General features: G+C 57.4%; 12 protein-coding genes and 4 tRNA genes. All 16 read right to left on the reverse strand.

The window, feature by feature from the left end; all coding sequences use genetic code 11:
- Nucleotides 1-58 precede the first annotated feature (58 nt).
- The 16 genes from rpoB to birA all read right to left on the reverse strand — a co-directional run bounded on the left by rpoB (nt 59) and on the right by birA (nt 11,669).
- Nucleotides 59-4,132 (reverse strand): DNA-directed RNA polymerase subunit beta, encoded by a 4,074-nt coding sequence (rpoB, locus tag ACIP02_RS20300; protein ID WP_400619721.1) that lies wholly within the window; start codon nt 4,130-4,132, stop codon nt 59-61.
- Nucleotides 4,132-4,302, reverse strand: coding sequence for a hypothetical protein (locus ACIP02_RS20305; RefSeq protein WP_155951450.1), 171 nt, complete (start codon nt 4,300-4,302; stop codon nt 4,132-4,134). Before ACIP02_RS20305 ends, rpoB begins: the two co-directional genes overlap by 1 nt.
- A 50-nt stretch (nt 4,303-4,352) precedes the next feature.
- On the reverse strand, nt 4,353-4,718 hold the full coding sequence (rplL, locus tag ACIP02_RS20310; protein ID WP_003255496.1) for a 50S ribosomal protein L7/L12: 366 nt from the start codon (nt 4,716-4,718) through the stop codon (nt 4,353-4,355).
- Between the two features lie 77 nt (nt 4,719-4,795).
- Nucleotides 4,796-5,296, reverse strand: coding sequence for a 50S ribosomal protein L10 (gene rplJ, locus ACIP02_RS20315; protein WP_003255497.1), 501 nt, complete (start codon nt 5,294-5,296; stop codon nt 4,796-4,798).
- Between the two features lie 197 nt (nt 5,297-5,493).
- Entirely contained in the window at nt 5,494-6,189 is a 696-nt protein-coding gene (rplA, locus tag ACIP02_RS20320; RefSeq protein WP_016392127.1) for a 50S ribosomal protein L1, read from the reverse strand.
- A complete protein-coding gene (gene rplK / locus ACIP02_RS20325) occupies nt 6,189-6,620 on the reverse strand; it encodes a 50S ribosomal protein L11 (protein ID WP_003255500.1) in 432 nt (143 codons plus the stop codon). The genes rplA and rplK overlap by 1 nt, the downstream gene beginning before the upstream one ends.
- A 119-nt stretch (nt 6,621-6,739) precedes the next feature.
- The gene (nusG, locus tag ACIP02_RS20330) at nt 6,740-7,273 is read right to left on the reverse strand and encodes a transcription termination/antitermination protein NusG (protein WP_003255501.1); all 534 of its coding nucleotides are present in this window, start codon (nt 7,271-7,273) and stop codon (nt 6,740-6,742) included.
- Between the two features lie 9 nt (nt 7,274-7,282).
- A complete protein-coding gene (secE, locus tag ACIP02_RS20335; protein ID WP_008089117.1) occupies nt 7,283-7,651 on the reverse strand; it encodes a preprotein translocase subunit SecE in 369 nt (122 codons plus the stop codon).
- Nucleotides 7,652-7,695: 44 nt separating this feature from the next.
- Nucleotides 7,696-7,771 (reverse strand) — tRNA-Trp (locus tag ACIP02_RS20340).
- A gap of 54 nt (nt 7,772-7,825) precedes the next feature.
- The gene (gene tuf, locus ACIP02_RS20345; RefSeq protein WP_003255489.1) at nt 7,826-9,019 is read right to left on the reverse strand and encodes an elongation factor Tu; all 1,194 of its coding nucleotides are present in this window, start codon (nt 9,017-9,019) and stop codon (nt 7,826-7,828) included.
- Between the two features lie 78 nt (nt 9,020-9,097).
- A tRNA-Thr gene (locus tag ACIP02_RS20350) sits at nt 9,098-9,173 on the reverse strand.
- 29 nt (nt 9,174-9,202) lie between these two features.
- Nucleotides 9,203-9,276 (reverse strand) — tRNA-Gly (locus tag ACIP02_RS20355).
- 24 nt (nt 9,277-9,300) lie between these two features.
- Nucleotides 9,301-9,384 (reverse strand) — tRNA-Tyr (locus ACIP02_RS20360).
- Nucleotides 9,385-9,537: 153 nt separating this feature from the next.
- Entirely contained in the window at nt 9,538-9,963 is a 426-nt protein-coding gene (locus ACIP02_RS20365) for a hypothetical protein (protein ID WP_400619729.1), read from the reverse strand.
- A gap of 7 nt (nt 9,964-9,970) precedes the next feature.
- Nucleotides 9,971-10,720 carry a pantothenate kinase gene (locus ACIP02_RS20370; RefSeq protein ID WP_400619732.1) on the reverse strand — a complete coding sequence of 250 codons (750 nt, stop codon included), beginning with the start codon at nt 10,718-10,720 and terminating at the stop codon, nt 9,971-9,973.
- Complete coding sequence (birA, locus tag ACIP02_RS20375; protein ID WP_400619735.1) at nt 10,710-11,669, reverse strand: bifunctional biotin--[acetyl-CoA-carboxylase] ligase/biotin operon repressor BirA; 960 nt, start codon at nt 11,667-11,669, stop codon at nt 10,710-10,712. The genes ACIP02_RS20370 and birA overlap by 11 nt, the downstream gene beginning before the upstream one ends.
- Between the last annotated feature and the right edge of the window lie 315 nt (nt 11,670-11,984).

Here is an 11,984-nt window from a genome sequence, read left to right on the forward strand (position 1 = left end):
TCCTCCTGGCGGAGCAGGGAGCGGGCATTACCTGCCCCACCCCCCTTCGCGTCACGTGTTATTCGGTTTCCAGATCGATATCGATACCGAGCGAACGGATCTCTTTGATCAACACGTTGAAGGACTCGGGCATGCCCGGCTCCATACGGTGATCGCCATCCACGATGTTCTTGTACATCTTGGTACGGCCGTTCACGTCGTCCGACTTCACTGTGAGCATTTCTTGCAGGGTGTATGCCGCGCCGTATGCTTCCAGCGCCCACACTTCCATCTCCCCGAAACGCTGACCACCGAACTGTGCCTTACCACCCAGCGGCTGCTGGGTAACCAGGCTGTAAGAACCAGTGGAACGCGCGTGCATCTTGTCGTCCACCAAGTGGTTCAGCTTGAGCATGTACATGTAACCAACGGTCACAGGACGCTCGAACTTGTTGCCGGTACGGCCATCGAACAGCACCATCTGGCCGCTTTCTGGCAGGTCTGCCAGTTTCAGCATGGCCTTGATCTCGCGCTCTTTGGCACCGTCGAAGACCGGAGTAGCCATAGGCACGCCTTTCTTCAGGTTGTGGGCCAGAGCCAGGATCTCTGCGTCGGTGAACTCTTCGAGGTTTTCCTGACGACCGCCGATCTCGTTGTAGACCTCGGTCAGGAACACACGCAGTTCAGCCGCTTTGCGCTGCTCTTCGAGCATGCGGTCGATCTTCTCGCCCAGGCCTTTGGCCGCCAGGCCAAGGTGGGTTTCGAGGATCTGGCCAACGTTCATACGCGAAGGTACGCCCAGCGGGTTCAGTACGACGTCGACCGGAGTACCGTTGGCATCGTGCGGCATGTCTTCAACCGGCATGATGACCGAGACAACACCTTTGTTACCGTGACGGCCGGCCATCTTGTCACCCGGCTGGATGCGACGGCGGATTGCCAGGTAAACCTTGACGATCTTCAGTACGCCCGGTGCCAGGTCATCGCCCTGCTGCAGCTTGCGCTTCTTGTCTTCGAACTTGTCGTCCAGCAGACGGCGACGGTCGACGATGTACTGCTGAGCCTTTTCCAGCTGCTCGTTCAGTGCATCTTCAGCCATGCGCAGTTTGAACCACTGGCCGTGCTCCAGACCGCTCAGCACTTCGTCAGTGATCACGGTGCCTTTTTTCAGGCCCGCGCCACCGTCGACCACCTGGCCGTTCAGGGCAGAACGCAGACGCTCGAAGGTTGCACCTTCGACGATGCGGAACTCTTCGTTGAGGTCCTTGCGAATCTCGTCCAGCTGCATCTTCTCGATGGCCAGGGCGCGGCTGTCGCGCTCAACGCCATCTCGGGTGAAGACCTGTACGTCGATGACTGTACCCTTGGTGCCGGTTGGCACGCGCAGGGAGGTGTCCTTAACGTCGCTAGCCTTCTCACCGAAGATAGCGCGCAGCAGTTTTTCTTCCGGCGTCAGTTGGGTTTCGCCTTTTGGCGTGACCTTGCCGACCAGGATGTCGCCAGCGCCGACTTCAGCACCTACGTAAACGATACCGGCTTCGTCCAGCTTGTTCAGTGCGGCTTCACCCACGTTCGGGATGTCCGCAGTGATTTCCTCTGGGCCAAGCTTGGTGTCACGCGCCACACAGGTCAGTTCCTGAATGTGGATAGTGGTGAAGCGGTCTTCCTGAACCACACGCTCGGACAGGCAGATGGAGTCTTCGAAGTTGAAGCCGTTCCACGCCATGAACGCGATGCGCATGTTCTGACCCAGTGCCAGTTCACCCATGTCGGTGGACGGGCCGTCGGCCATGATGTCGCTACGCTGAACTTTGTCACCTTTGCTTACCAGCGGACGCTGGTTGATGCAGGTGTTCTGGTTCGAACGGGTGTACTTGGTCAGGTTGTAGATATCCACACCTGCTTCGCCGGTCTCGACTTCGTCGTCATTGACGCGAACAACGATACGGCTGGCGTCGACAGAGTCGATCACACCACCGCGGCGAGCAACCACGCAGACACCGGAGTCACGGGCAACGTTGCGCTCCATGCCGGTACCTACCAGCGGCTTGTCGGCGCGCAGGGTTGGTACAGCCTGACGCTGCATGTTCGAACCCATCAATGCACGGTTGGCGTCGTCGTGCTCGAGGAACGGAATCAGCGAGGCAGCAACGGAAACAACCTGCTTCGGCGAAACGTCCATCAGGGTGACGTCTTCCGGCGCCTTGACGGTGAATTCGTTCAGGTGACGAACGGCTACCAGCTCATCGATCAGCTGCTTCTTCTCGTTCATCGCGGCCGAAGCCTGGGCGATGACGTGATCCGCTTCTTCGATGGCCGACAGGAATACGATGTCGTCGCTGACCACGCCTTCCTTCACCACACGGTATGGGCTTTCCAGGAAGCCGTACTGGTTGGTGCGGGCATAAGCTGCCAGGGAGTTGATCAGACCGATGTTCGGACCTTCAGGGGTCTCGATCGGGCACACACGGCCGTAGTGGGTCGGGTGTACGTCACGGACTTCGAAGCCGGCACGCTCACGGGTCAGACCGCCAGGGCCGAGTGCAGAAACGCGGCGCTTGTGGGTGATCTCGGAGAGCGGATTGTTCTGGTCCATGAACTGGGACAGCTGGCTGGAACCGAAGAACTCTTTCACCGCCGCCGCAACCGGCTTGGCGTTGATCAGGTCTTGCGGCATCAGGCCTTCGCTTTCCGCCATCGACAGGCGTTCCTTGACCGCGCGCTCAACACGCACCAGGCCAACGCGGAACTGGTTTTCGGCCATCTCGCCGACGCAACGCACGCGACGGTTACCCAGGTGGTCGATGTCGTCGACAATGCCTTTGCCGTTACGGATATCGACCAGGGTCTTCAGAACCTCGACGATGTCTTCCTTGCTCAGCACGCCCGAACCTTCGATCTCGGTACGACCGATACGACGGTTGAACTTCATGCGACCTACGGCAGACAGGTCGTAACGCTCGGCGCTGAAGAACAGGTTGTTGAACAGGGTCTCGGCTGCATCCTTGGTCGGCGGCTCGCCTGGACGCATCATGCGGTAGATCTCGACCAGGGCTTCCAGCTGGTTGCTGGTGGTGTCGATCTTCAGGGTGTCGGAGATGAACGGACCGCAATCGATGTCGTTGGTGTACAGGGTCTCGATACGGACAACCTGTGCCTTGGCGACTTTGATCAGCAGCTCGGTGGTCATCTCGGTGTTGCACTCGGCGAGGATCTCACCGGTAGCCGGATGCACGATAGCCTTGGCAGTAGTGCGGCCCAGGACGTATTCCATCGGAACGTCCAGCTGCTTGACGCCGGCTTTCTCGAGCTGGTTGATGTGGCGCGCGGTAATACGGCGGCCCTGCTCGACAATGACTTTGCCGGTTTCGTCATGGATGTCCATGACTGCAACTTCACCACGCAGACGCTGAGGTACCAGTTCCAGGCTGAGTTTTTCGCCGGAAACGTGGAACACGTTGGTGGTGTAGAAGGTGTTCAGCACTTCTTCAGTGCTGTAGCCCAGGGCGCGCAGCAGCACCGAGGCCGGCAGCTTGCGGCGACGGTCGATACGCACGAACACGCAGTCCTTCGGGTCGAACTCGAAGTCCAGCCAGGAACCGCGGTAAGGGATGATGCGAGCGGAGTACAGCAGCTTGCCGGAGCTGTGAGTCTTGCCACGGTCGTGGTCGAAGAACACACCAGGCGAACGGTGCAGCTGGGAAACGATCACTCGCTCGGTACCGTTGATAACGAAGGTACCGTTCTCAGTCATCAGGGGGATTTCACCCATGTAGACTTCTTGCTCTTTGATGTCCTTGATCGCTTTGTTCGACGATTCCTTGTCGAAGATGATCAGGCGCACCTTGACCCGCAGTGGGACCGCGAAGGTCACGCCACGCAGGACACATTCCTTCACATCGAAGGCGGGCTCGCCCAGGCGATAGCCTACGTACTCCAAGGCAGCATTGCCGGAGTAGCTGATGATCGGGAATACCGATTTGAAGGCCGCGTGCAGGCCGACGTCGCGGAAGTTATCCTTGGATGCTCCCGCTTGCAGGAATTCGCGATACGAATCCAGCTGGATGGCCAGGAGGTAAGGCACATCCATGACGTCCGGCAACTTGCTAAAGTCCTTGCGGATACGTTTTTTCTCAGTATATGAGTAAGCCATCAGCGTTCCCCAGCTTGGTCACCTGCTTGTTTGGCTTCTCCCGGCGGGAGCAGCCAGAAAATCGTGCAAACCCCTTGGTTTGCGCCACCCACATGGGTGTCTTGCAGCTCGTTATCGGGGCCGATCTGATCGGCCACCAATAACGGAAAAAGGCCGGTGGCATAAGCCACCAGCCATCAGCCTTTCGCTCAACGCTCAGGCTGGCATCGCAAGGTCGAGATTACTTCAGCTCGACTTTAGCGCCTGCTTCTTCCAGCTTCTTCTTAGCGTCTTCAGCGGCTTCTTTCGAAACGCCTTCAGCTACAACCTGAGGAGCGCCATCGACTTTCTCTTTGGCTTCTTTCAGGCCCAGACCGGTCAGTTCGCGAACGGCTTTGATCACGTTCACTTTCTTGTCGCCGGCTTCAACCAGAACAACGTTGAACTCGGTCTGCTCTTCAACAACGGCAGCAGCAGCAGCTGGGCCAGCAGCGGCAACAGCAGCGGTAACGCCGAAGGTTTCTTCCATTGCTTTGATCAGCTCAACAACTTCCAGAACGGTTTTCTGGCCGATTGCTTCGATGATTTGTTCGTTAGTCAGAGACATGACTTAAATCCTGTATTGGGGTGACAGCCTACGCAGCCATCAAATTAAACGTATGATTTTGAAAGAGTTCGCGCGCCTTAGGCTGCGGTAGCTTCTTTCTGGTCGCGAATGGCTGCCAGAGTACGAGCCAGCTTGCTGGTGGCGCCTTGAATCACGCTCATCAGTCGTGCAATAGCTTCGTCGCGGGTCGGCAGGGTAGCCAACACGTCGATCTGGTTCGCTGCAATGAAATTGCCGTCAAACGCAGCTGCCTTGATCTCGAACTTGTCCTGACCCTTGGCGAACTCTTTGAACAGACGGGCAGCAGCGCCCGGGTGTTCGTTGGAGAAAGCAATCAGGGTCGGGCCTTTGAACGCGTCGTTGAGGATCGAGAATTCGGTGCCTTCAACAGCGCGCTTGAGCAGGGTGTTACGTACGACACGTACGTATACGCCAGCTTCGCGGGCCTCTTTACGGAGTCCGGTCATTGCGCTTACAGTCACACCACGGGCATCAGCCACGACAGCGGACAGAGCGACTTTGGCAGCCTCGTTGACTTCAGCGACGATGGCCTTCTTGTCTTCGAGTTTAATTGCCACGGGTTTACTCCTGGTTTTTACCGTTGCATCTGGCCGAAGCCTGATGTCGTTTTGGTGTCTGATTCGAAAACGAATCGGGAGCACCATCTGCGTGGGCTGATGTTTTAAGGCTTGCGCCGCCTACGGTCTTGGATAGCCCCCGCCAGGCAGGGACCCCAATTTTGGCTGGCGGCGCGACTGGTCGCACCGCCATGTTCTTACACGTTCAGCGAGCTCTGGTCGATGACCAGACCTGGGCCCATGGTGGTGCTCAGGGTAACGCGCTTGACGTAAATACCTTTCGAGGAAGCTGGCTTGATACGCTTCAGGTCAGCGATCAGGGCTTCAACGTTTTCCTTCAGCTTGCCGGCTTCGAAGCCGACCTTGCCAACGGAGGTATGGATAATACCGTTTTTGTCGGTACGGTAGCGAACCTGACCAGCCTTGGCGTTTTTCACGGCAGTGGCTACGTCTGGGCTCACGGTACCCACTTTCGGGTTAGGCATCAGGCCACGAGGACCCAGAACCTGACCCAGTTGACCTACAACGCGCATGGCATCAGGCGATGCGATGACGACGTCATAGTTCAGGTCGCCGGCTTTCATTTCGGCAGCCAGATCATCCATACCTACGCGGTCAGCGCCGGCAGCCAGAGCAGCTTCAGCAGCTGGACCCTGGGTGAAGACAGCAACGCGAACGGTCTTGCCAGTGCCGTGTGGCAGCACGGTAGCGCTACGTACGACCTGGTCGGATTTACGCGGGTCAACACCGAGGTTAACAGCGATGTCGTAGGACTCGACGAACTTGGCAGCAGGCAGCGAGGCCAGCAGAGTTGCCGCTTCTTCGAAGTTGTAGGCCTTGCCTGCTTCGATTTTCTCGGCGATTGCCTTTTGGCGTTTGGTCAGCTTAGCCATTACACACCCTCCACGTTCAGGCCCATGCTGCGGGCAGAGCCAGCGATGGTGCGTACAGCAGCGTCCAGGTCAGCGGCAGTCAGGTCAGCCTGTTTGGCTTTCGCGATGTCTTCCAGCTGAGCACGGGTAACGGTACCGACTTTAACGGTGTTCGGACGAGCCGAACCACTGGTCAGGCCAGCAGCTTTCTTCAGCAGAACCGAGGCAGGGGTGCTCTTGGTCTCGAAGGTGAAGCTACGGTCGCTGTAGACAGTGATGATCACAGGAGTCGGCAGGCCAGCTTCTTGACCCTGAGTACGGGCGTTGAAGGCCTTGCAGAATTCCATGATGTTCACACCATGTTGGCCCAGTGCTGGACCAACGGGTGGGCTTGGGTTGGCCTGGCCGGCCTTAACTTGCAGCTTGATGTAAGCCTGAATCTTCTTAGCCATGAGCTACTCCAAAATCGGGTACGAACGCCTGATGGCTCCCCGGATGACTTGCGTTTTATCCCAGTGACGACAAAACCCCGCAGCACACAGGGCTGCGGGGTATGGGATGCTTTGTCCGCCTAGACCTTTTCGACCTGGCTGAACTCGAGCTCTACCGGAGTAGAGCGACCGAAAATGAGCACTGCAACCTGCAGGCGGCTCTTTTCGTAGTTAACCTCTTCGACACTACCATTGAAGTCAGCGAACGGACCGTCAATGACTCGAACCACTTCACCTGGCTCGAACAGCGTCTTCGGCTTCGGCTTGTCACTGCCGTCGGCAACGCGACGCAGGATAGCTTCAGCTTCTTTATCAGTGATTGGCGCAGGCTTGTCTGCGGTACCACCGATAAAGCCCATCACACGAGGGGTGTCCTTGACCAAGTGCCAAGTCCCTTCGTTCATCTCCATCTGGACCAGTACATAGCCAGGGAAGAATTTGCGCTCACTCTTGCGCTTCTGGCCATTGCGCATTTCTACGACTTCTTCGGTCGGGACCAGGATCTCGCCGAAACCGTCTTCCATGCCAGCCAGCTTGACGCGCTCAATCAGGGAGCGCATTACATGCTTCTCGTAACCCGAGTAAGCATGCACAACATACCAACGCTTAGCCACGGGACACCTTTAGCCAACGATCAAGGAGACCGCCCAGCCGAGCAGGGAATCGAGCCCCCACAACAGCAGTGCCATAACCAGCACGACAGCCACGACAATCAGCGTGGTCTGGGTGGTTTCCTGGCGGGTCGGCCACACGACTTTACGAATCTCGGTACGAGCTTCCTTCGCCAACGCAAAGAACGACTTACCCTTCGCAGTCTGCAGAGCTACAAAGCCTGCGACAGCAGCCAGGGCGAGAAGCGCGAGAACGCGATACAGGATTGGGGAAGCAGAGTAATATTGATTACCCACAACACCAACTACCACCAAAGCCACTACAGCCAGCCACTTGAACAGATCAAAACGCGATTCTTGGGCTTCAGTTTTGGGGGTCATCGAGGAGGATCCTGTAAGAAGAAAGCCATCACACCGAGGTGAAATGGCAGGTCAGGAGGGAATCGAACCCCCAACCTACGGTTTTGGAGACCGTCGCTCTGCCAATTGAGCTACTGACCTGTAACGCTGTATCAGGCCGGCCATTATACCGGCCTGATCAAGTAAATCAACTACTTATTCAATAATTTTTGCTACGACGCCGGCGCCGACGGTACGACCGCCTTCACGGATAGCGAAGCGCAGACCGTCTTCCATTGCGATGGTCTTGATCAGGGTAACAGTCATCTGAATGTTGTCACCTGGCATTACCATTTCAACGCCTTCCGGCAGTTCGCAGTTACCGGTCACGTCAGTGGTACGGAAGTAGAACTGTGGACGGTAGCCTTTGAAGAACGGAGTGTGACGACCGCCTTCTTCCTTCGACAGAACGTAGACTTCTGCGGTGAACTTGGTGTGCGGCTTGACCGAACCTGGCTTGACCAGAACCTGGCCACGCTCAACGTCGTCACGCTTGGTACCACGCAGCAGAACGCCGCAGTTCTCGCCAGCACGACCTTCGTCCAGCAGCTTGCGGAACATCTCAACACCGGTGCAGGTGGTGGTGGTGGTGTCACGCAGACCAACGATTTCCAGCGGATCCTGAACGCGGACGATACCACGCTCGATACGACCGGTAACAACGGTACCACGACCCGAGATCGAGAATACGTCTTCGATCGGCATCAGGAACGGCTGGTCGATGGCACGAACTGGCTCAGGAATGTAGCTGTCCAGAGTCTCTACCAGCTTCTTGACAGCGGTAGTGCCCATTTCGTTGTCGTCTTTGCCTTCCAGGGCCATACGAGCGGAACCGATGATGATCGGAGTGTCGTCGCCTGGGAAGTCGTAGGTGGACAGCAGGTCGCGAACTTCCATCTCGACCAGTTCCAGCAGCTCAGCGTCGTCTACCAGGTCAGCCTTGTTCAGGAAGACCACGATGTACGGAACGCCAACCTGACGGGACAGCAGGATGTGCTCACGGGTTTGTGGCATCGGACCATCGGCGGCCGAGCAAACCAGGATCGCGCCGTCCATCTGGGCAGCACCGGTGATCATGTTCTTCACGTAGTCAGCGTGACCTGGGCAGTCAACGTGAGCGTAGTGACGAATGGTCGAGTTGTACTCAACGTGAGCGGTGTTGATGGTGATACCGCGCGCTTTTTCTTCCGGAGCCGAGTCGATCTTGTCGAACTCAACGATTGCCGAACCGAAAACTTCGGAGCAAACGCGAGTCAGAGCTGCGGTCAGAGTGGTCTTACCGTGGTCAACGTGGCCGATAGTGCCGACGTTAACGTGGGGAAGGGAACGATCAAACTTTTCCTTAGCCATCGATACAATCCTCCGCAGAAGAAATAGTCTTGCGCTGATAAAACAAAGGCAGATATTTTCATATCTGCCTTGTTTGTATGGAGCTCTTGAGCGGATTTGAACCGCTGACCTCACCCTTACCAAGGGTGTGCTCTACCAACTGAGCTACAAGAGCGAAACACTTTGTGCAATATCCAGCAAACTTGGAGCGGGTAGCGGGAATCGAACCCGCATCATCAGCTTGGAAGGCTGAGGTTCTACCACTAAACTATACCCGCGGAGCTTGCGGCTCTCGCTAAAACTGGTGGAGGGAGAAGGATTCGAACCTTCGAAGCTCTCGCAACGGATTTACAGTCCGTCCCCTTTGGCCGCTCGGGAATCCCTCCAGATGTGGCCGGCATTCTATGTGCCTGCCGCCCTAGTGTCAAGCGTTTTTTCAAATTTTTTTCAATCAAATCTGAAACTTAGCTGCTTTGACACCGCTCCTGGTTCTGCCACCTGAGTGGTGTTCCCTGTGAAGCGGGCGCCATTCTATCAAGCTATTCGCCAGTTGCAATACCCTGGCAGAAAATAATTTTATGTTTTAAGTCTTTGAAATCATTGGAAAGAGTTGAGATCACCGTTTGGTCCAGCAAACGCTCGCTTTCCGGGGCCACCTTGAGCCAGCGGCCATCTGCCCCAGGCAGCTGCCCCGCCACCGGCAACGTAGCAATATCCAGGCTCAGCAGCCGTTGGCGCAGCGCTTCGAGCTGTTCCTGGGCCATTGCGCCACCGATTACCAGGCATTCGTCCCGGCGCTTGGGCGGCGCCGACACACCGGTTTCACGCAACAGCCGGATTTCTTGCTGACTTCCCTTGTACAGCGACAACGGGGCGACTTCCTTGACCTTCAGCGGGGCTTCCTGCTGATGCCACACGTAATAAAAGACGTTGAGCACCAGTAACAGCAGAAACAACCAACGCATAGGCACCTCAATCCAATGGACAGGCCATGGCCAGGCCAACAAAAACCAGATCAGGCACAACACGCGCCTGTGGCACGGCCTCCCTCACCAGCGGAGCATCGCCACCGGTGAGGAACACTGTGAACTCCTCCCCCCACAATGCACGCGCCTGTTCGAGCTGGGTGCGCGCAAACCCTTGAAGCATCAACACGCAGCCGCGCTCTACCGCCTCGACGGTCGAGCGACCTGGTGACAGGCTGGTCAGTGCACGCTCGGCAGAGGCGTCGTCATAGCGGATGCGCCGGGTGTGCGTGCGCAGCTGGCTACGCATCAACGGCATACCAGGGCAGATGTATCCTCCAAGGTGTTCGCCGTCCGCAGCAACAAAGTCCGCTTTTGCGGCAGTACCCAAATCAATGACCAGGCACGCGCCCTTGGCCAGGTGAAACGCGCCCAACGCAGCCAGCCAACGATCCATGCCGAGACGTTGATGATCGTCATAGCCATTGCGCACACCTGCCATTTCCCGGGCTGGGTGCGCAACTCGCGCCTGCACGGCAAATGCCTGGCAAATCACGGCACAAAGCGCGTCGGTTTCCTCTTCGCTTCGCACACTGACAATGCGACAGCCCGTAAGGCGTACCGAAGCGAGCGCCTGCACCTCGGCAACCAGCGCCTGGTCGGAGTCGACAATCCCGCCACCCTCAATCACCGCATCAGCGGCATGGATTACCCGCCACTTGATGAAGCTGTTACCGCAATCGAGCTCAAGAATCATCACGCAACCTCAAACTGAGCTCACCACCGCTGAAGCTCTTCTCTACTCCGTCCACCTCAAGGCGCAAGCCGCCTTGCCCGTCGACGCCAAGAACCACACCATCGATACGTGTGTTGCCGGCAACCAGCGATACATTACGCCCTTGCCACAGATGCGCCTGCTCCCACTCCTCCTGGAATGCGGCAAAGCCGTAGCGACGATGGCGCGCCAACTCATGCTGCAACTGCTGGCTAAGCGACGCTACCAGCTGGTTGCGATCAACTGCCACACCCATTTCACGCCGCATCGAGGTCCATTGTTGGTCGACCTGATCGTTTACCTGCATGTTCACATTGATACCGACGCCTAGTACTACGTGGCAGACATCGGCCGGATCACCCACCAGTTCCAGGAGAATACCGGTGATCTTTTGCCCGCGAACCAGGACATCATTAGGCCACTTGAGCCCCACATCCTTTACCCCGAATGCCTGCAAAGTGCGCATTACCGACAATCCCACAACCAGACTCAAGCCTTCGAGTTGGCGCATGCCGCCATCGACGCGCAGCACCAGGCTGTAATAGAGGTTTTCGGCAAACGGGCTCACCCATTGCCGACCACGCCGACCACGGCCAGCGCTCTGGCGCTCGGCCAGAACGAGGAATGGTGCAGCCTGCCCTTCACCAGCAAGACGCAAACCTTCGGCATTGGTGGAGTCGATGGTTTCGCGGATGAAGACCGGCCACTGTTCGCCCTCGGCAAACCCGGCGATTGCCTGCGCCTCAAGCAAAGCCAGCGGCGCCGCCAGCTGATAGCCGCGCCCACGAACCTTGTGAATGGTGAGGTTCAGCTCACTTTCCAGATGCTGCAGCTGCTTCCACACGGCGCTGCGACTCACCCCCAGGGCTGCCCCCAGAGCTTCTCCGGAATGGAACCGGCCATCCTTGAGGAGATTCAACAACTTCAGCATGCCAGTCTCGACTTGGAATAAGGCAGGCATGATAGCCATGGGCTGGGGGCTTGCATAGGAAAAGGGCCGAATGCATGCAGGCTGTTACCACATTCCCTGCGGGGGCGGGCTAGCCCGCGAACACCGGCGAAGCCGGTGCCATGCACCGCGTTGCATTCTCCGCGGGCTCGCCCGCTCCCACAGGGATTTTTGTGAAGCTGGGGGACTGTTTTCGGACCACAAAGACAAAACCCCTACCTGCATGTGCAGATAGGGGTTTTGCGAAATGAATCTTGACGATGACCTACTCTCACATGGGGAAACCCCACACTACCA

Origin of the sequence: Pseudomonas sp. NPDC089408, from assembly GCF_044749445.1 — a bacterium.
GTDB lineage: Bacteria > Pseudomonadota > Gammaproteobacteria > Pseudomonadales > Pseudomonadaceae > Aquipseudomonas.

Excerpts from the sequence above, each read along its gene's own strand:
- ACIP02_RS20370 (WP_400619732.1), bottom strand. The coding sequence starts at position 10,720 with ATGATTCTTGAGCTCGATTGCGGTAACAGCTTCATCAAGTGGCGGGTA.
- rplL (WP_003255496.1), bottom strand. The coding sequence starts at position 4,718 with ATGTCTCTGACTAACGAACAAATCATCGAAGCAATCGGCCAGAAAACC.
- birA (WP_400619735.1), bottom strand. The coding sequence starts at position 11,669 with ATGCTGAAGTTGTTGAATCTCCTCAAGGATGGCCGGTTCCATTCCGGA.
- tuf (WP_003255489.1), bottom strand. The coding sequence starts at position 9,019 with ATGGCTAAGGAAAAGTTTGATCGTTCCCTTCCCCACGTTAACGTCGGC.
- rplA (WP_016392127.1), bottom strand. The coding sequence starts at position 6,189 with ATGGCTAAGCTGACCAAACGCCAAAAGGCAATCGCCGAGAAAATCGAA.
- secE (WP_008089117.1), bottom strand. The coding sequence starts at position 7,651 with ATGACCCCCAAAACTGAAGCCCAAGAATCGCGTTTTGATCTGTTCAAG.
- rpoB (WP_400619721.1), bottom strand. The coding sequence starts at position 4,132 with ATGGCTTACTCATATACTGAGAAAAAACGTATCCGCAAGGACTTTAGC.
- rplK (WP_003255500.1), bottom strand. The coding sequence starts at position 6,620 with ATGGCTAAGAAGATTCAGGCTTACATCAAGCTGCAAGTTAAGGCCGGC.
- ACIP02_RS20365 (WP_400619729.1), bottom strand. The coding sequence starts at position 9,963 with ATGCGTTGGTTGTTTCTGCTGTTACTGGTGCTCAACGTCTTTTATTAC.